The sequence below is a fragment of the Microcystis sp. M53602_WE12 genome (genome assembly GCF_030065455.1).
Taxonomy (GTDB): Bacteria; Cyanobacteriota; Cyanobacteriia; order Cyanobacteriales; family Microcystaceae; genus Microcystis; species Microcystis aeruginosa.
The window spans coordinates 1-18,705 of sequence record NZ_JASJFB010000406.1 but is presented as its reverse complement, the minus strand read 5'-3'; the positions used below and the strand labels follow the sequence as shown (position 1 = coordinate 18,705).

General features: G+C 42.0%; 19 protein-coding genes and 1 pseudogene. 10 read left to right on the top strand and 10 right to left on the bottom strand.

The window, feature by feature from the left end; genetic code table 11:
• Positions 1-195, top strand: a 195-nt coding sequence (locus PX482_RS13840; RefSeq protein ID WP_288122560.1) for a hypothetical protein, incomplete at its 5' end; no start/stop codon positions are given.
• On the opposite strand, the gene PX482_RS13835 is transcribed toward PX482_RS13840, so the two are convergent.
• Together PX482_RS13835 and PX482_RS13830 are read right to left on the bottom strand one after the other, a co-directional pair.
• Positions 190-1,464 carry an O-antigen ligase family protein gene (locus tag PX482_RS13835; protein WP_002758974.1) on the bottom strand — a complete coding sequence of 425 codons (1,275 nt, stop codon included), beginning with the start codon at positions 1,462-1,464 and terminating at the stop codon, positions 190-192. The genes PX482_RS13840 and PX482_RS13835 overlap by 6 nt on opposite strands.
• Position 1,465: 1 nt before the next feature.
• Positions 1,466-2,293, bottom strand: coding sequence for a YaaW family protein (locus PX482_RS13830; RefSeq protein WP_288026343.1), 828 nt, complete (start codon positions 2,291-2,293; stop codon positions 1,466-1,468).
• Positions 2,294-2,390: 97 nt separating this feature from the next.
• Here PX482_RS13830 and PX482_RS13825 point away from each other — a divergent pair, with 97 nt between their 5' ends.
• The 5 genes from PX482_RS13825 to PX482_RS13805 all read left to right on the top strand — a co-directional run bounded on the left by PX482_RS13825 (position 2,391) and on the right by PX482_RS13805 (position 6,928).
• Complete coding sequence (locus tag PX482_RS13825; RefSeq protein ID WP_288122558.1) at positions 2,391-3,335, top strand: NAD(P)/FAD-dependent oxidoreductase; 945 nt, start codon at positions 2,391-2,393, stop codon at positions 3,333-3,335.
• A 97-nt stretch (positions 3,336-3,432) separates the two neighbouring features.
• Positions 3,433-3,687 (top strand): DUF7219 family protein, encoded by a 255-nt coding sequence (locus tag PX482_RS13820; RefSeq protein WP_002758977.1) that lies wholly within the window; start codon positions 3,433-3,435, stop codon positions 3,685-3,687.
• Positions 3,688-3,906: 219 nt separating this feature from the next.
• Positions 3,907-5,970, top strand: a complete 2,064-nt coding sequence (locus PX482_RS13815; protein WP_002758978.1) for an ABC transporter ATP-binding protein/permease — start codon at positions 3,907-3,909, stop codon at positions 5,968-5,970.
• 193 nt (positions 5,971-6,163) lie between these two features.
• The gene (locus PX482_RS13810; protein WP_002758979.1) at positions 6,164-6,697 is read left to right on the top strand and encodes a GNAT family N-acetyltransferase; all 534 of its coding nucleotides are present in this window, start codon (positions 6,164-6,166) and stop codon (positions 6,695-6,697) included.
• 12 nt (positions 6,698-6,709) lie between these two features.
• Positions 6,710-6,928: a hypothetical protein gene (locus PX482_RS13805; RefSeq protein WP_288094556.1), complete on the top strand. Its 219-nt coding sequence runs from the start codon at positions 6,710-6,712 to the stop codon at positions 6,926-6,928.
• 26 nt (positions 6,929-6,954) lie between these two features.
• Here the strand turns inward: PX482_RS13805 and PX482_RS13800 are convergent, their stop codons facing one another.
• The 4 genes from PX482_RS13800 to rodA all read right to left on the bottom strand — a co-directional run bounded on the left by PX482_RS13800 (position 6,955) and on the right by rodA (position 11,257).
• The gene (locus PX482_RS13800; RefSeq protein WP_002758980.1) at positions 6,955-7,929 is read right to left on the bottom strand and encodes an MvdD family ATP-grasp ribosomal peptide maturase; all 975 of its coding nucleotides are present in this window, start codon (positions 7,927-7,929) and stop codon (positions 6,955-6,957) included.
• Positions 7,930-8,034: 105 nt separating this feature from the next.
• Positions 8,035-9,012 (bottom strand): MvdC family ATP-grasp ribosomal peptide maturase, encoded by a 978-nt coding sequence (locus PX482_RS13795; RefSeq protein WP_002758981.1) that lies wholly within the window; start codon positions 9,010-9,012, stop codon positions 8,035-8,037.
• Between the two features lie 278 nt (positions 9,013-9,290).
• A complete protein-coding gene (locus PX482_RS13790; RefSeq protein WP_071825016.1) occupies positions 9,291-9,443 on the bottom strand; it encodes a microviridin/marinostatin family tricyclic proteinase inhibitor in 153 nt (50 codons plus the stop codon).
• A 536-nt stretch (positions 9,444-9,979) separates the two neighbouring features.
• On the bottom strand, positions 9,980-11,257 hold the full coding sequence (gene rodA, locus PX482_RS13785; RefSeq protein ID WP_002758982.1) for a rod shape-determining protein RodA: 1,278 nt from the start codon (positions 11,255-11,257) through the stop codon (positions 9,980-9,982).
• An 83-nt stretch (positions 11,258-11,340) separates the two neighbouring features.
• On the opposite strand from rodA, the gene PX482_RS13780 reads away from it, so the two are divergent.
• Positions 11,341-11,490, top strand: a complete 150-nt coding sequence (locus PX482_RS13780) for a hypothetical protein (RefSeq protein ID WP_196219819.1) — start codon at positions 11,341-11,343, stop codon at positions 11,488-11,490.
• On the opposite strand, the gene PX482_RS13775 is transcribed toward PX482_RS13780, so the two are convergent.
• The 3 genes from PX482_RS13775 to PX482_RS13765 form a co-directional block, all read right to left on the bottom strand.
• The gene (locus PX482_RS13775) at positions 11,487-12,548 is read right to left on the bottom strand and encodes an Mrp/NBP35 family ATP-binding protein (protein ID WP_002758983.1); all 1,062 of its coding nucleotides are present in this window, start codon (positions 12,546-12,548) and stop codon (positions 11,487-11,489) included. The genes PX482_RS13780 and PX482_RS13775 overlap by 4 nt on opposite strands.
• Positions 12,549-12,760: 212 nt before the next feature.
• Positions 12,761-13,552: an MOSC domain-containing protein gene (locus PX482_RS13770; RefSeq protein WP_002758984.1), complete on the bottom strand. Its 792-nt coding sequence runs from the start codon at positions 13,550-13,552 to the stop codon at positions 12,761-12,763.
• On the bottom strand, positions 13,539-14,816 hold the full coding sequence (locus PX482_RS13765; RefSeq protein ID WP_002796704.1) for a glycosyltransferase: 1,278 nt from the start codon (positions 14,814-14,816) through the stop codon (positions 13,539-13,541). The genes PX482_RS13770 and PX482_RS13765 overlap by 14 nt, the downstream gene beginning before the upstream one ends.
• A 165-nt stretch (positions 14,817-14,981) precedes the next feature.
• On the opposite strand from PX482_RS13765, the gene PX482_RS13760 reads away from it, so the two are divergent.
• Positions 14,982-16,151, top strand: coding sequence for a glycosyltransferase family protein (locus PX482_RS13760; protein WP_288057714.1), 1,170 nt, complete (start codon positions 14,982-14,984; stop codon positions 16,149-16,151).
• A gap of 86 nt (positions 16,152-16,237) precedes the next feature.
• Here the strand turns inward: PX482_RS13760 and PX482_RS13755 are convergent.
• Positions 16,238-17,317, bottom strand: a pseudogene (locus PX482_RS13755) (AtzE family amidohydrolase); the annotation flags it as partial.
• A 122-nt stretch (positions 17,318-17,439) separates the two neighbouring features.
• On the opposite strand from PX482_RS13755, the gene PX482_RS28100 reads away from it, so the two are divergent.
• Both PX482_RS28100 and PX482_RS13750 read left to right on the top strand, forming a co-directional pair.
• On the top strand, positions 17,440-17,691 hold the full coding sequence (locus PX482_RS28100; RefSeq protein WP_008203365.1) for a hypothetical protein: 252 nt from the start codon (positions 17,440-17,442) through the stop codon (positions 17,689-17,691).
• Complete coding sequence (locus PX482_RS13750; protein ID WP_502888560.1) at positions 17,660-18,676, top strand: RNA-guided endonuclease InsQ/TnpB family protein; 1,017 nt, start codon at positions 17,660-17,662, stop codon at positions 18,674-18,676. The genes PX482_RS28100 and PX482_RS13750 overlap by 32 nt, the downstream gene beginning before the upstream one ends.
• Positions 18,677-18,705 lie beyond the last annotated feature (29 nt).

The window sequence follows — 18,705 nt, the reverse complement described above, 5'->3', positions numbered from 1 at the left end:
TATTTATTCTCCCCACACCCCACACCCCACACCCCACACCCCACACCCCACACCCCACTTCCCCAATTCCCACACCCTACACCCCACTTCCCCACACCCCACACCCCACTTCCCCAATTCCCACACCCTACACCCTACACCCCACACCCCACTTCCCCACTTCCCACTTCCCACTTCCCACTTCCCAATTCATAATTCATAATTTAACCTTTGACTGACCCCGGCAATAGCAGCCAAGAGAAACCAAACAATAGTATTAATCTTGACATCGGAGAGGGTGACATCGACGAGATTAAATAAAACACAAGCGCCAAAAGCTACCAGATAGGTAAAGATAATTAACTCCCCCCCGGCTTTTTGTTGTCGTAAAAAGATTAATAAACGCACCCCTTGGGCATAAATCCAACCCACCCAAACAGACAATAAAATTAAGCCAATAATTCCCGTTTCTGCCATTAACATCAAATATAAATTATGGGGATGACCTAACCATAATCCCTGACTTTTTTCGTAGAGAGGTGTAAAACTGCGTAATCCCCAACCGAATAGGGGTCTTTCTTGGGTCATTTCGAGAGTAAAACGCCATTGGGTTGCTCTGAGAGTCGCTAGAGGGCGATCAGGGAACATTTCATCGGATAATCGCGCCCAAATCGCCCTAGGAACCAAAAAACGCACACTATCCCTTAAAGGATTTGGTCCCCAAGAAGCGAGGGAAATCACCCCCCCCAAGAGGATAAAACCGGCGACTAAGGCATTCCAACCCAGATAAAGGGCGAAAATTAGGCCTCCTAAAAAGGCTAAGGCCCAAGCATTGCGAGAATTGCTTAAAAATAGCCCTACACCGTCGATCAATATGGTTAAAGTTAAAAACCCGACTTTGAGATTTAAAAGGGTATTTCTTTGTCTGTGCCACTGCCGCAAAGTTAGAATTAATAAACCGATCGCTAAAATCAGAGTTATTAATAAATAAGCCCCCAAAAGATTAGCATACATAAAAACCGAAGACATCCGCCCGCTCGGTTCACCCCCCGCCCCGTAGGGCCAGGTAAAAATCCCTTTTAATGCTTCCGGTTTTTGCCAACCGAGAAAAATTTGTCCCCATCCCATCACCACTACCCAAACCGACGGAATAACCATCACCCAAGCTAGTTGACGCAATTGAGAGGGTTTTTTAATTAATTGCCGAATATTGCTAAAAAAGAAGAAAAAGGGCAGGAAATTTCCTAAACCAATCCAAGCATCCCCCGGAGTTGGGGAAAGACTGGCACTAATCATTAACCAAAGAGTGACGATACCGAGACCTTGATTGAGACGTGACTGGATAATTGCCCGAAAATTGCCGGTAAAAACCCTAATTAAGACGATAATAATGCCGATACCCGCTAACTCCGGCAGCATCATGGCGATAAAAACTGAAAAAAGTATTAAATTCCACTCCCACCCTTGACAAAAAATCTTTTTCATGTTATGCAGGTTGCCAACAATCGTCACGGGTCAGACGAATTTGGGCAAGGGCAAAAATAGTCGGGATAATCCGGCCGTAATCGGTGGCGATCGCTTTCCAACCGAGATCGGCAATAAACCAACCCCATAGAGCCGGTCCTACCAAACTTAACACGGTTCTGACCGCTCCGTAGCGGGCCGCCGCCGTAGTCATGCCCTGTTTAGCCGTTTGTAGGGCTAATTGATTAGCAATTGCCCCACCCTGGACTAGGGCAGTTTTTGCCCCTTGATAGCGGGCAAAATGGAGAGCGAACTGCCCGGCGATATGTTTGAGCAGAATCGGTTTCAGGATAGAATTAACGGCGATGACGCTACTGCCTTTGAGGACTATATCGAGGGGATTGTGTTGTAGGTGAACGGGTAAGGGTTGGGGAGTGTGGGAATCCGCGAGTGCCTTTTGAATTTGAATCGAGAGGGATTTTTGTTCCGATGGGGGGAGACGTTTCCAAGCTTTGTTAACGAGGTGAAGATAGATTTCCGCTTCAATTTCCGTTGTCGGCATTTTTTGGGAGTAGGGAACCTTGAGGAAATGACAGACACGGACGAGAATTTGACGATAACTAACTTTTTCCGTTTGACCTTTTAACACTGTCACACCATCGGCAGCCAAATAACGAAAACGATCCTCGACGCTATCTAACCAACTATCCCAATCTTGACTTTGAACGGCGATTGCGTCCGGCGCTCGTAGATAATCGAGAGGGTTAAAACGACGGCAAAAGAGGATGTTAGTGATTTGCTGCAGTTCCTCCTCGGTGGCTAACTCCAAAGCTGTGCGTAGTTCGTCCAATGTGGTTTGTCCTCCTCAGCCCCAATAATCAACTTAGTTTCGCTAGTGCTGATTACTACTAATATTAACTCAAGGGTTCACAGGATTAGGAAGGCTAGTGACAAATTTTTCGATTAAGGTTGGGATCATTGGCGCGGGTTTAGCCGGGTTAACCTGCGCTCGTCAGTTGTGCGATCGAGGTTATACTGTTAAGCTATTTGATAAGTCTAGAGGCATTGGTGGTCGTTTAGCCACGCGACGGGTTAATCGAGCCAATCAAGAGATGGCTGTGGATCATGGCTTGCCTTTTTTGACTATTCAGGGCGAAAAAACGGCGGCTTTAATTGATAATCTCCTGAGAGAGAATCTAGTTACTTCTTGGTTTGATTCTAGCTATGTTGCTCCTTCTGGCATCAATAGCGTGGCGAAATTTTTAGCTCAAGGGTTAGAAATTGAACGAGATTTTCTGGTTACTCGTCTGGAAAATCGTCAAGGAAAATGGGTTTTAAACAATAACGGTCAAATTCGGGGGGAGTTTTCGGCGATTGTCTTAGCTATTCCCGCCCCGCAAGCAGCGTTATTGTTAGAAAACTCTCCCATAACTACTATGCCAGAATTGCGATCAATCGTTTACGATCCCTGTTTAACGGTAATGGCGGGTTATGGCGATTCTTTACCCGCAGTTGCTCCCTCCACCGATATCGCTTGGTTAGGACTTGATAGCAGTAAACGGCAATCATCCCCTGATTATGTCTTTGTTGTGCATAGTAGTGGAGATTTTGCGGTTAAATATCTCGATAGCGAGGATTTAGAAGCAGTTAAGCTAGATTTGCTCTCTCGCGCTTCTTTGCCTCTCCCGGATTGGTCTCAGCTGCACCGTTGGCGTTATGCTTTAGTCCGTCAGGGTTTAGCTGTACCCTGTTTAAGTGTTAATAGTCCTTTACCTCTAGTTGCCTGTGGTGATTGGTGTCAAGGGGGAGATTTATCGAGAAATTCTTCCCTAGAAACGGCCTTAACTTCTGGGATAGCGGCAGCTAATCAAGTTCAGCAGCTACTCTTCTAGAATCTAGAGACAGGTTTAAATTCTTAGGTTAAGCTTGGGTTAACAAAAGGTTAAACATATAATAATGTAGGTATCCTATACTGGGGGGTCGGTAACAATGGAAAAATTCAATTCTAAAGATAACTTTCTCTACCCTAAAACCAGCTACAGGGGTTTATTCACGCCACAAAATTTAGTTTTTAACGCTAATTTGCAGGAATTCGCCCTGAGAGTCTCTTTTATCGCTGGTTTACACAGTGGGGGAAAGCTTACCTCCACGGAAGCTTACGAGAAAATTAACCAGCTTTGGCAAGAGTTGAATACCAGTCAAAAATTCCTACTAGCTAATCATTTTGAGGATGACGGAGATTGAGAGACGGGGGTTTTTCAGTGACCAGTAAACAGCATCTAGACTGCCACAGTAACAAAAGTGGGTCAAGTAGTTCTTAGTCAAGTCAGAGCTTTCTGGCCATAGCTGGCTTTCATCTTCTAGATAAAAATGTTATCAAAAGACAACAAGAGGTAATTCTGCCGCTACAATATGATAGCGAGTTGTCAAGAGAACAGTAAAAGAACTGCCAATTGGATCTAGATGCCTCAATATACTACTAAACAAGCAACGGAAAACCCTGTTGTGTCCGACCAGTCCGCCAATAATCCCTTTTCACTATTTGGTCAATTTTGGGAAAGCCTAAAAATTGTCGCTCAACCCTATTGGTATCCAACGGAGTTAAATGGACGCGCCTTTGGAGATGTGATCATTTCTTGGGGGATGTCAGCTTTGATCCTTTTAAGTATCTTGGCAACGGTGGGGGTAGAAGCTTTTAGTAGCTACTGGAATCGTTATGTACTCGACATTATTATTGAAGATAGAGATCTTTCTAAATATCTAAATACGCTGTGGTTATCCAGTTTGTTGATTATATTAACAACGGGGTTATTTGCTTTTTCTCAATTTATTCGTCGCAAAGTAGCCTTAGATTGGTATAAGTGGTTAACCAAACAAACCGTTAAAAAGTATCTCAATGCTCGCGCTTATTATAATATTGATTTTACCTCAGCTTTAAAAAATCCCGATCAAAGATTATCTCAAGAAATTGAACCAATTACGACCATGACCCTAAGGTTATTAATCACCTTCGTGGAAAAAGGGTTACAAATGATTACTTTTGCGATTATTCTTTGGACAATTTCTCGGCAAATTGCGGTTTATCTGATAATTTATACGATCGCAGGAAATTTAATAGCAATTTATCTAACTCAAGAATTAAACAAAATTAATCAATCGGAGCTTAATAATAAAGCTGATTATAATTATGCTTTAACCCATGTGCGTAACCACGCCGAATCCATTGCTTTTTTTCAGGGAGAAGAGCAGGAAGAAAAAATCATTGAAGGCCGTTTTCAACGGGTTATTCAAAGCTCGGAAAAACTGATCAATTGGGAACGGTTTAATAATCTTTTTAATCGAGGTTATCAGTCAGCGATTAGTGTATTTTCAATGTTTATTTTGACCCCGATGTTTATTAAAAATGAAATCGATTATGGGGAAATTAGTCAAGCGAGTTTATGCTGTTTTCTTTTTTCTAATGCCTTGGGACAATTAATTACTGAATGGGGAACATCGGGTAAAGTTTCAAGTTATATTGAACGGTTAGCTACCTTGACAGATGCCTTAAAAGTTGCCAGTGAAGAGCCGAAAAACTTAAGTCGTATTACCACCCTGGAAGATAATCGTCTAGCTTTTGAAAATTTTACCCTACAAACTCCCGATTATGAAAAGGTAATTGTGGAGAATTTATCGGTTTCTGTCCCTTTGGGAGAAAGCCTACTCATTATTGGCCCCAGTGGTCGAGGAAAAAGTTCCTTGTTACGAGCAATCGCCGGTTTATGGAAAGCAGGTAGCGGCCGTTTAGTGCGTCCTCCTTTAGCTAAAATGTTATTTTTACCCCAACGTCCTTATATTATCCTTGGCACTTTACGGCAGCAATTACTTTATCCCCATACCAATGAACAGGTGAGCGATGAAGAATTAGAAAATATCTTAAAAAAAGTCAACCTGCAACATTTATTAACTGACAAAAATACCTTAGATAAACAAGTCAATTGGGAACAGATTTTATCCCTCGGAGAACAGCAAAGACTAGCTTTTGCTCGACTATTAATCACTAAACCCACTTTTACTATCTTAGATGAAGCAACTAGCGCTTTAGATTTGGCCAATGAAGCCAGCTTATATCAGCAATTACAGGAAAGTGAAACCACTTTTATTAGTGTTGGTCATCGGGAAAGTTTATTTAATTATCATCGATGGGTCTTAGAGTTAACAGAAAATTCCCATTGGCAGCTGTCAACTGTAGAAGATTATCAGCGCAAAAAAGTGAATAACCTAGTGATGATGTCAAAAAAATCAGAAAATTTTTCGGCGGTAAAAATAGAGACTTTGTCTGAGGTTAAAACTGAGCATGATGCGGAAATTGCAGGAGTTTCTGAAATAGCCGAAGGTTTGTCCCATCAACAAATGCAGTCTCTAACTGATTATTCTTTAAGTAACGTCCGGAGTCGTGCCAGTTTAGGTAAAATCATTACTGCCAAAGATGGTTTTAATTATCATTATGATAAAGACCCAAAAACCTTAAAATGGGTGAGAATATAGCTAATGGGGTGACAAACAGATTGAAATTGAGACAGGGTGTGGGGGGTAGGGTGTAGGGGGTAGGGAAAATTTTTCAGACTTCCCCCTCTCAGGAGAACTAGAGAATGAGGTTTTTGCTGGGTAAGTTGATTAACAAGCTACTAACTGATAACTGATAACTGATAACTGATAACTGGTATAGGAGTTTTATCAAATGAAAGCACTGGAAAAACTGGTGACGGAACGATTATATTTAGTCCCCTTCAAGCTTGAACTTCTCAAGGCCGCAATTATAGGTATCGATGAATTAGCAACAATTTTGGGGGTAAAAGTTGCAGCTGACTGGGCCGAACAAGAGTTGATTCAAGCTTTCCCTGATATTGCGAATATTTTGCTGCAATTCCCCTTACAAAATGAGTGGGGGTGGGGGAGTTTAATTATTCATCAAGCAGAAAATACCCTTATTGGTCATGTGATGATCAAAATTGTTCCTGATGTCACAGGTTTACCCACAGATGCTGTAGAAATTGGCTATCAAGTAGCACCGTTATATCGACGACAAGGCTACGCATCTGAGGCGACAAAAGCAATGATGGACTGGACACTTTCTCAACCTGGTATGCAAACAGTGACCGCTGGCTGCGCTCCCGATAATATAGCTTCAAAGCGAGTTTTAGAAAAAATCGGCATGGATCTGATAGAAGCACGAGAGAAAGTCTTGGTCTGGAAATTAAGTAGGGTTTGCTGAAAAAGTTTGTTGGTGGGGTTAGGAGCCAGTTATCAGTTATCAGTTATCAGTTATCAGTTATCAGTTATCAGTTATCAGTTCACTGAGAAAACTCCCCACTTCCCCACTTCCCACACCCTACACCCCACACCCCACACCCCACACCCTACACCCCACACCCCACACCCTACACCCTCTTTCAAGTCAGTAGTCGGGGGGAAATCTGGAGTCAGAGCCTCGTCGATGCGATAAAATACTCTGGCTCTGTATTTGTTGGTTTATGAGTTGACGAGGACTTCAGCGATCGCCTGGGAGATAGGAAAATAAGGAGGATAAAGTTCTAGCCAGAAAAACTCGCCAACGGGATTAATTTCTAAAAAGATATAACGTTCATCTGGTGTGACAATCATATCAATTGCACCATAATTAAGACCGAAATATTTCATTAATTCTAGTAGTTGTTTTTCAATAGTTTTCGGTAAATCGTAGGGTTGCCATTGTTGATGGAGCGCTCTTCCCTCTTTTCGCCAATCGTAGATAGCGCCGTCTAATTGTTGGGAATTAATCGCCGCCGTAAATATTTGTTCACCGACGATAGTGATGCGTAATTCCAAAGCTTTAGGAATGTTTTCCTGAAAAGTCATTGGACAAAATTGCAAACCTTCCAAATTATCTAGGTCTTCCTTAGTAACAGGACTGGTAAAAACAACCATTTCCTCTTGCTTGTCTCCATAAATAGCAAATTGAGAAAGCATTTTAGTCACAATTCCCGTCGCTTCAAACTCCTGAGCAAATTGCTTGACAGCTTCAGGATTATTAGAAGTTAAAGTCCCCGGAATTAATAAACCTAATTGTCGCGCCACTTGTAACTGCAATTGTTTATGATTGGCATGATCTACCTTAGCAATTGGATCAAGATGAAAGCCAGATAAACTAGCAATCATTCCTCGAATACTTAACCGACATTCCTTAAGAGAAGCTTCGCGAAATTGACTATCCATCCCATCGGGTAATTTTAGTCCGTATCTCATGCGTCGATACCAGACAGCAGAAACTTCTTTTAGCTCTAATTTTTGTTCTCCATCGGTAATAATTCCGCCTTTTTGACCGCCTGAGTAAAGATCAACTTTCACCTCTGTAGGGAAGCGATCGGTATCAAAACGGAAGGCTTTTTTCCCCATCGTTTCTATGGCTTTGATTACCAGAGGAATACTTTCATTATCGTTGCTAAAAGTAACAAGTAAAACGGTCATAAATCTCCTTGATGATTTGGGATTGAGAATCCTGATTAGATTTTGGATTGAGAATCTTGATAATCCTAAAATCCTCAAAATCCTGATTAGGTTTTGGTTTGATTTTTAGCATACTAAAAAATCAGCGATCGCATTAGAAATAGGTAAATCTAAATCCCGTTCTAACATTCCCCACTCACCACAGGGATTAACTTCTAAAAAAATGTATTCTCCCCCAGGAGTTAAGATAAAATCAAACGCCCCAAAATTCAACCCTAAATTAGCCATAAAAATCTGAAGTTGCTGCAATAGTGAATCAGGTAAAGTATGATGTTGCCAAGCACCCGGATCAATACCCGGTCTTCGCCAATCTACGGCTGAATTATTATACTGAGAAGATTCTAAAGCTCCCACAAATGTCTGTCCATTAACCACGACAACTCTCAATTCTAATTGTTTGGGAATTTCCGCTTGAAAAACCATAGGACAATAGCGTAAAGATTCCGCTTCCTCAAGGTCTTCTGCTTTCACCCTACTGGTATAAAGAAAAAATTCCGGCGACTCCATACTGCGGGCGATCGCAGTTAACAATTTACTCACCATTCTTCCCTGAACCTGGGAAAAAAACTCCCGGGCAGCATCAGGATTATTGGTCACTAAAGTGGGGGGGATAATCAAGCCAACTTCTGAGGCCAAACGAAGTTGTAATAACTTATTTTTAGCCTTCTCAATTTGCGCTAAATTATCTAACCAACGCGCTGACCTTAAACTATCCCAAAAACCAGCCAAAGTCGTCTGGGATTCTCGCACACAAACCTCCCGAAACTGAGGATCTAAATCCCCTGTTAGTTCAGGCTGCCAAATACGTCTTGTCCAAACAGATTGCACCTGTTGACTATCAATAGATTGATGGTTATAGGTTAATTGATAAAAACTTTTTTTACCATTAAATTGGGCTGTTAGTTGAACCTCTAAGGGAAATTTATCGGTATCTAAGCGAAAAGGTGTGGCTCCTTTTTTTTCTATCGCCTCAGCCACGCGGTCAATCGTGAAAAAATCGCCGCTATGGGTCAACAATAAAACAACTTTAGGCGATTCTTTCATGTCAATTGCAAATCCCTATATTTTAACCCATTTTAAGGCTTTTGGGCGGATATTTATCGAGAAGAATCTCAATAAAAGGCGGAAAAAATTGCTGCTTTTGCTTAACTAATTGCAGTATTTGTTTTTTTCTTGAGTAATTACTAAAGTTACTTTACAGCACTTCTCAGGATCTCAACGTGCAGTTTTTTTGGCTGCAAGCCTTGCTTAGTGGAGCCTTTAGCTTTTTGTCTGTACGGTGTAATCAAGAAAAGTGCTGTAATTACTCAAGTGATCTGAGTTTAATAATCTTCCCAGTCAGAAGGGTATTTAAAGGTCGTCCCGAAGGTAGGCTCAGGGGAAGGAGACTTGATGGAAGATTCCTCTTTGCTTACGGACAAGAAACGAGCAAAGAAAGGAAGTGCTTTACCTTGTTGATCGTTGGGATATGCCATAGTTATTCCTCTGGTAATTTCGAGTGAATAGGTTTAATCACTCAGACAAAACTAACAACCTGTACTAACCCTTGAAAGCTTTGCTGTGCATGGCTTTCAGAATTGGGATTGTGCAAATAATTTGCTTTTATTTGGGTGATGGGAAACATCATAAGCACTAATCTGGCCAATGTCAAGCACTTAAGAACAATTTCTGCTAAATCCGACATTCAGCATATCTTCATATACTTGTATATGTTTTTACATTCCCCAAGATGTTTTAACGAAAAACCTTGATTGTAGAAACTACTATTGAGAACATTTTCAATAATTGATTTTTTCTGAGAAAAAAATTTACAATTCTTCACCTTGATCAAAATCCATCATTGTAGTTATAATTCTTACTGGCAAGGGTTTGGAAGGAATATATTAGTAAAAATCATCAATTGAATGTTAAGAAGTGCGGAAAGTGGGATTTAATACTCCACACTTAAAACTCAAATCTGATAACTGATCACTGATAACTGATCACTGATAACTGATATCTGTACAACTACTTAGTACAAACGCTTACGGGGGCGATAATTAGCCACGGATTCCACTAAACCCAAGGCAATAAAATTGGTTAATAAAGATGAACGTCCATAACTTAACCAGGGTAAAGGAATCCCTGTAATCGGGGCTAATCCCACGGTCATGCTAATATTAAGAATTGCCTGAAAAGCGATCATCGAGAGAACACCGATCGCTATTAAAGAACCGAAGTTTTCTTTGGCAGTATTAGCAATGACTAACAAACGCCAACAAACTAACCAGAAAGCTATTAAAACTAGAATACTGCCGACAAAACCGAATTCTTCCCCGACTACGGAGAAGATAAAATCGGTGTGTTGTTCGGGAATAAAATTTAATTGGGTTTGGGTGCCTTGGTGTAATCCCCGTCCCAATAATTCTCCAGAGCCGATGGCAATGCGGGATTGAATTAATTGATAACCTCCCCCCAAAGGATTCTTTTCTGGGTCAAGAAATAGGGTTAAACGATCTTTTTGATATTCTTTTAATAAACCCCAAAAAACCTCGCCTAATTTACCCACTGCCAGATTAGTTGCCACCACGATGAAAGTAGATAAAAAACGGTAGGGAAGGGTAAACCAAGCAAGCACAGCGATGATAATTGCTAAAACAATCCAAGCAGGAAAAAGTAAATTAAACAGAAAAACCGATGCGAGGGGAGATAAGAGGATAATCATCCAAGGCAGTTTCGCATTAGCCCAGTAAATCATGCCTAGGGTAATTGCCCCAAAGACTAATCCCGTCCCCAGGTCCGGCTGCGCCATAATTAACACCCAGGGGATGGCAGTGACGGCAAAGACACGAGCGATCGCAAAAAGATTATCGGCGGGACGATGATGTAGGAGGGCTGCTAGGGTGATAATTAAACCTACCTTGGCAAATTCCGACGGTTGCACGTTAAAACTGCCGATATTAATCCAACTTTGCGCCCCATTCGCCGTCACCCCTAGGACAATTACCGCAATTAGGGAGAGATTGGTGAGAAGATAGGTTAACCAGTGCCATTTCAGCAGACTTTCGTAACGACAACGGGCCAGAAATAAAGCGATCGCCACTCCCACGGCCCCGAATAACCAGTGTTGCCACCAGTCGAGAGCAGTGGTGTTCCTTTCGGCACTACGAATCATTAAACCACCGAAAACGGTTAAACCCGTCACCAAAACGAACAAAAGCCAATCAATTTGGGCTATATCCCGGAAAATGAAGCTAAACCGCTCATTAAAACCGCTTAGTTTCCTACTAATAAGGGACTGTCTTCTCACCGTTTCTCTCCCCAAATTTACTAACTAACTAGGGTTTGCTGAATAAATCTAAAAACATTGTTCGATAAGACTTTTAGACCTTTTTGAAATCCAAAAGCACCGGACATTGGAGTGATCGGGGGGAAAATTTAGGGACTTTTTCCCTGAAAATGGGTAAAATCCTACACCCTACACCCTACACCCTACACCCCACACCCTGCCCCCACCGAAAAACTTTTTGCCGCAAACCCTAACTATAGGCTGCCACGGATACTTTCGCCGCCACCTGACGAGCGATCGCTATCAGGGCTTTAGCTGAGGCCGATTCTGGTTGCCCCAAGACAACTGGTACACCAGTATCACCGCCTTCTCGTAGGGCTATCTCCAGAGGCACACATCCCAGTAAAGGAATGCCCAATTCTTGTGAGGTTTTTTCCCCACCACCGGACCCAAATAGATCATAGGAGCGATCGGGCTGATCGGGAGGGATAAAATAACTCATATTTTCCACGATACCCAAAACCCGCGCCCCTAGCTGTTGGAACATTTTTAAACCCCGGCGCGCATCAATTAAAGAAACCGTCTGGGGAGTGGTGACAATCACCGCACCCGCTAGGGGGACCGATTGAATTAAAGTTAATTGTGCATCCCCGGTACCGGGAGGCATATCGACGATTAAATAGTCTAAATCGCCCCAATTGACTTGATAGAGAAACTGACGGATAATGCCGTTTAACATCGGACCGCGCCAGATTACCGGTTGATCGGGGTTGATCAAAAAGCCCATGGAAACCATTTTGATGCCATGGTTGAAAGCGGGTTCCAATATCTCGCCATTTGCGCCCTGTACCGTCACTTGTGCGTCATTTAAGCCCAACATTGTCGGGGCGTTGGGGCCGTAGATGTCCGCGTCTAATAGCCCCACTTTTGCCCCTAAATGAGCCAAGGCGACGGCGATATTGACAGCCACGGTACTTTTTCCCACACCGCCCTTACCACTGGAAACGGCGATAATATTTTTAACCCCCTCCACACCTTGGCGATCGGGTAAAGCTTTTTGTTGCGGGGTTTCGGCAGTTACTGCCACAGCGACACTTTCCACCCCGGGCAGCTGTTTAACAGCTTTTTGGCAGTCTTCCACGATAAATTCGCGCAAAGGACAGGCAGGAGTGGTCAAAACTAGGGTAAAGCTAACTTTTCCGCCATCGATCGCCACATTGCGGATCATGTTCAATTCCACTAGGCTTTTTTGCAGTTCTGGATCTTGAACGGGACGTAATACTTCTAAAATCGATGCGGTATCAAGGGGCATGGTTTCAGTGTCTCTAGTCAAGTATTGTTCTTATGGTTATTTATCTTAACCTTGATGCCCGCACAGTTATCAGTGGGGAGTGGGGAGTTTTTTGCTGTGAACAGTGAACAGTAATCAGTGAACTGAAAACTCACATCTGATAACTGATAACTGATAACTGATAACTGATAACCCCATTTCCCTATCCCCTATCCCCCTATATCTCTAGATCTCTAGATTACGGTAATAGGATCGCCGACTTTAATTGTACCTATCTTTTCAGGGATGACATTTTCTCCGAACATGATGCCCCCGGGGAAACTGCGAAAAGTGCTTAAGGTTTTTAAAGGTTCTTGCTGGGGATTTCTCCTACCTGTTTCTTGATCGGTGGTGGTGATAATACAGCGACTACAGGGTTTAACTAGGGCATAATTTATCTCTCCAATTGTGATCTTTTGCCAACTACTTTCGCTAAAAGCTCGATCGCTACTAATAACAATATTAGGCCGAAAACGATTCATCGGCACCGGTGCAACTAAACGCCGATTTAAGTCCTCTAAAGAAGCAGTATTAGTTAATAAAATTGGATAACCATCGGCAAAGCTGACGGGAGTATGATCATTCCCCGCATAGCGAGGATTCGCGGGACGTGGATAATCGGGAGATTGTCGCACTAAACGACAGGGAATGTCGAGAATTTTCTCAAACCATTCGGCGATTTCATCTCCTTGATCCATGGCTATGGTGTGAGATTCCCAGATTTGAACCGCTCTTTTTTCTCCTGTGAAATTAGGCTGGAAAGTCAGGGAATCTTGAGATGTTTTCAGAGAAAAATTATCTCCTGTAATCGTGACAGAAACGGTGGCTAATTGCGGATATTCCCTTTGAGTGATAAATTTACCCTTGCCATCCACTAACATCATTTCTCGATCCCAGAGTAACCCTTTAGGAGTCACTTCAGCTTGGGATAATTGAATACCTCGACAGGATTTAATCGGGTAGATATAGAGATCAGTAACCTGCATTTTCTTTCAGTAGTTCTACATATTTTTTTGCCACATCTTCCCAAGTCCAGAGATTAATTTTATTGGGGATATCTTCGGGTAACAAGCGAGGAATTGGATTGAGGATAAATTGTTCTAAACAGTTGGCTAAACTGTCCGCATCTCCCCTAGGATAGAATTGCACTCTTTCGGGACAATTATATAATTCTACCTGTTCTTGAAACACTTCTAAATCGGAAGCGATAACGGGAATACCTTGTAAAATGGCTTCCGCTATTGCCAATCCAAAACCTTCGTATTTTGAGGGAAATACCACAGAGGAACAGGTTTGATAATAAAATTGCAAGGTTTCATAGTCTTGATAACCTAATCCCTTGATATGACTCTCGAAAATTTCTTGATTTTCCCGATAAAGTCGGGTACATTCCTTGAGATAATCTTGGTATTCTTGGGTTTTAGACTGTTGAGATAATTGCAAATTTCCACTAACTAGATTATCGGTTTCTTTACCAATAAAAACTATTTGAAATTTTAAACCTTTTTTAGCTAGTGTCATGGCTGCTTTGAGCAAAGTCAGATGATCTTTGTAGATACCAAAGGAGGAGGGAAAATAAAAATTAACTAGCTCACTTTTGACTAAATCACTCTTGGGATTAGACTGCTCGACAAATCCTGCTAAAGGTACAGCTTTTAATTTACTAGCATAGGTAGCATTGGGAAAAACTTTTAAAACATCGTCTTTAGTTTTTTGGGAAATTGTGAAGAGTAGATCGGCATTATCTAACCATTCTTTTAAGACTTCATTGTAGGGTTCTTGATAGGATTCTGAGTAAGTTAAGGGAGCAAATTGCCAAAAGACATCATAAATAATGCCACTTAAAGTAACCTTGACATTAGGAGGAGAAATCCGATTAGTCATTCCATACAAACAGTGATCAGCTTGGTAACGCTTGATAATCTGATTAATTCTTGCTTCGATGCGTAAAAGTTCAATTCTACGAGAGAAAAGACGATGAATAGAAGTCAGTCTTAGGGTTTTATAAAAATTCGCTAGAAGACCATAAAAATAGATTAATTTTGTCTCAAAACTCTGGGGGTAAAAAGCAAAATCTTCGTAGATAAGTTTATCGGAATCAGGCATTAAAGACTTAAAATATTCAATGTCATTACGAGGGATAACGATAATAATTTGTTCGACGTATTCTAATAAGCTAGGTATTAAAGAGATAATGACTCTTTCTACTCCTCCTTTGCGATAAAACACGATCGGGATGACAATTTTCATAGATTTTCTGGCAGATAGATGGCAATAAAAAGATTGATTTTTGACTTGAACCCATTATATGATAGGCTCGAATTGTTCTACTGAGTCGAGAAATCGAGTTAAATTCGAGAAACTAAGACTCTATCACCCATCGCCCCTATTTTTCCTCGATCTTGGAGAAAAAGAGTGTCACAAGCTACTCCATCCCTACAATCTAATCTCAAACAATGGCTACGGGCCAGCGCACCTTCCCTATTTCAAATTAAACAGCGTTTGAGCGCCCGTCGTTGGCCGAAAAAATCGATCGTTATTTACACAGAAAAATATCGTCCCATGCGTCCGGCGGAAATTTGGCAACGGGGGGCCAGTGGTACCCAGGCATCGGTGGCTTTTTTAGCCCAAGAATGGACGAAACGCGGCTATAAAGTGACGATTTTTGGCAATTGTGAGGGTATGGAAGGGGAACAGGACGGTATTCGCTATGTTAATTATTACCAGATGAATTGGCAGGATCACTTTGAGACATTGGTGATCTCTCGTCATCCCACCTATTGCCGTCCTGGTACCAAGGCAGAACGAATTTTTTTTGATTGGCAAGATATTAAAGTGCCAGCAGACTCCTATACCCCCGAAATTTTGGCTAGATACGACAAAATTTTCTGTAAAAGCCAATATCAAAGGGATTTACTGGATTTCTGTGCCGATAATCAATGTCCGATTGTTCCTAATGGTATCGATACTTCCCTTTTGGCTGTAAGTGAGACGGTGCCAGAAAGCGAGCATCTTCCCTATCGTCTAGTCTATGCCTCTCGTTATTATCGCGGCCTAGAGTCGATGTTAAAGCATGGCTGGCCGATTATCAAGGCGGCAATTCCCGCAGCCGAGTTACATCTCTACTATGGTTTTACTAAACGGGATGGCAGTGGCGATCGCAGGGAATGGCGGGATAATTTAATGGCTTTGATTAAAGCTAGTCCGGGGGTAGTTGATCGCGGAATGATGGGTTATCGTCAACTAATCGAGGAAAAAGAGCGCTCTGCTATTCATTACTACGGTTGCACCTATCGTGAGATCGATTGTATTTCTGTGCGCGAGTCGGCAGTGGTGGGTTGTCTGCCAGTGGTGACGGATTTTGCTGTTTTTCGAGAAAAAGACTACTGTGTGAAAGTACCGGGGGAAGTAACCGCTCCGGCTACTCAGGAAGCTATAGCCTGGAAAATTGTCGAATTACTGAAAAATCCCCAGCTTTTGTCCCAAGAGCGCGAAAGATGTCGTCAAATTGCCCTAACTGACACTTGGGAGCGATCGGCCGCCGCTTGGTTAGATGTGATTGAAAAGGAGTCTCCCAGTCAGTAGATTGTTTACTCAGACTGGAAAAATGACCTTTTCGCTTAATAAGTGCCTAAATTAGGGATTTTAAGGGGAAGTACGCCCTTGAAATCTCACTTATGCGGGATATCTATGAGCATTTCCTCTAAAACCTTTGCTACCCTTAGGATTAAGTCTTCGCGATCGGGTGCGGCGATGATTTGTAAACCTAACGGTAGCCGGGATGGGCGTTTAATCGGCAACGAAAGGGCAGGTAAACCGATAAAAGAAAAAGGTTGGGTGAATCTGCCTAAATTAGGTCTAATTAATAGCTCTTGCCCGTCAATAATCATTTTTTCTACTCCTAACGGCGGCGCAATACAGGGAATCGTCGGGGTGAGGATAATATCGACTTCGGTGAAAATCTCTCGCAGACGATCGCGATACCAACGGCGAAAACGTTGAGCCTGTAAATACCAGCTAGAGGGAATTAATGCCCCTGCCAAGAAGCGATCCCGGGTTGCGGGGTCAAAATCCTCTAATCTGGTCTGTAAACGCGGTAAATGCCAATTTGCGCCCTCGGAAGCGGTAATTATATAGGCGGCTGCCCTGGCGCGGGCGGTTTCGGGAATGGCGATTTTTTGGCTCACTCCTAAACGTTCGGCGATCGCTGTCACCGCCTCGAATACTTCTGGTTCGGCTCCCTGCTGAAAATAATCGTCGGCAAGGGCTATTTTTACGCCCTCTAAGCCATTTAAAGAAGCTTTAAGGTTATTTTTGGCAAAAAGACTCCAAATAGCCGCCATATCCGCCACATTGCCGCTAAAAAATCCCGGATGGTCTAAACTACTAACGAACAAAAATAGGCCCTGACGGGATACGCGCCCAAAGGTGGGTTTTAGCCCCACCACGCCACAGCAAGCGGCGGGAACCCTCACGGAACCATTAGTGTCGGAACCGAGGGCGAGAGGCACTAAATTAGCGGCAACGGCAGCGGCGGAACCGCCGGAGGATCCCCCCGAGACGCGACTAGGATCGCGGGGGTTGGCAGTGGCACCATAATGGGCATTTTCGGTGACAAAACCGTAGGCGTACTCATCCATATTGGTCGCCCCCACCAAAACTGCCCCGGCCGCTTCTAGGGTTTGAATAGCGATCGCATCTTGTCCAGCGGCAGGGTGATCTCGATTGATTTTGGAACCGGCAAGGGTTAACCACAGAAACCAAAAACCTACCTAAAGCTTTTTAAAGCTACTCATTTCTGTAGCTAGACAGCTAAAATAAGTAACTTTGTCCACCGATAGATTTTAAGAACGTTATCAGGTATAATCAAGATATGAAGCTAGTTGAACGTCATATTATCAGTCAAAACCATCCCTTATGGTCAGAAATCGACCATTATGCCTTCTTGTCAAAAAATTTGTTCAATCTAGCTAACTACCATTATCGCCAATATTTCTTTGAAAACTCCCAAAAACTGAGTTTTAATCAACTCTATCATCTGGTATCTAAAACCTCAGATTATTTAGCTTTACCCACGAAACCGAAGCACGCAGATAATCAGAAGATTAGATCAGGCTTGGATTAGTTATTTTGCCGCTTTTAGAGCTTGGAAAAAACACCCTGAAAAATTTTTAGGAAAACCCAAAATTATTAAGTATAAGGACAAAACCAAAGGAAGAAACCTGCTGATATATTCTCAGGAATCAATTTATAAAAAACCTTTAAAAGAAGGAATTTGTCACTTGTCTATGAGTGGCTTAAAAATGACCACTTCCCGAAGAGAAATAATTGAAGTGAGAATTGTCCCCAAAAGTAGCTGTTATGTCATTGAAATAGTCTATGAAAGACGGTCGGAAACCACAGATAAACAAGAGATAGCTGGGGTAGATTTAGGAGTTAATAACTTAATGGCTGTAACTACAAATCAAACAGGTGTAGCACCTCTTTTGGTAAATGGCAGACCGTTAAAAGCAATTAACACCTTCTACAACAAACAACGTTCCCGCTTACAATCTCAACTGAAAACCCAAAATAATCAACCCTCATCTAAGAGATTGCTATTCCTAACCCATAAACGAAACTGTCGAGTAGAAAATTATCTACACACAGCCAGTAAAAGAGTAATAGATTGGTGTATTATTCATCAAATAGGGACATTAATAATTGGGCATAATGAGCGGATAAAACAATGTCTTAATCTAGGAAAAAGGAATAATCAACAATTTGTTAATATTCCCCATTATAGATTAATAGAAATGTTAACCTACAAAGCTCAATTAAAAGGAATAAAAGTCATAATAACTGAAGAATCCTATACCTCACAATCCAGTGCTTTAGATAGGGATGAGTTACCTAAATATGGTGAAGAAAAACCATTATTTAAGGGAAAAAGGTTAGCTAGGGGACTGTATAAAATGGGAACAAATCAGTTGTTAAATGCCGATGTCAATGGGTCATTTAACATCATTAGAAAAGTAATTCCTGATGTCATTGACCAGGGAATAAAGGGTTTGCCGTTTAATCCTGTAGTGCTTGACCCACTACGAATGACTAAGCTTTCAGGCTTTTAAGTAAGTTTGAGTAAGTTTAGTTGAGCGGT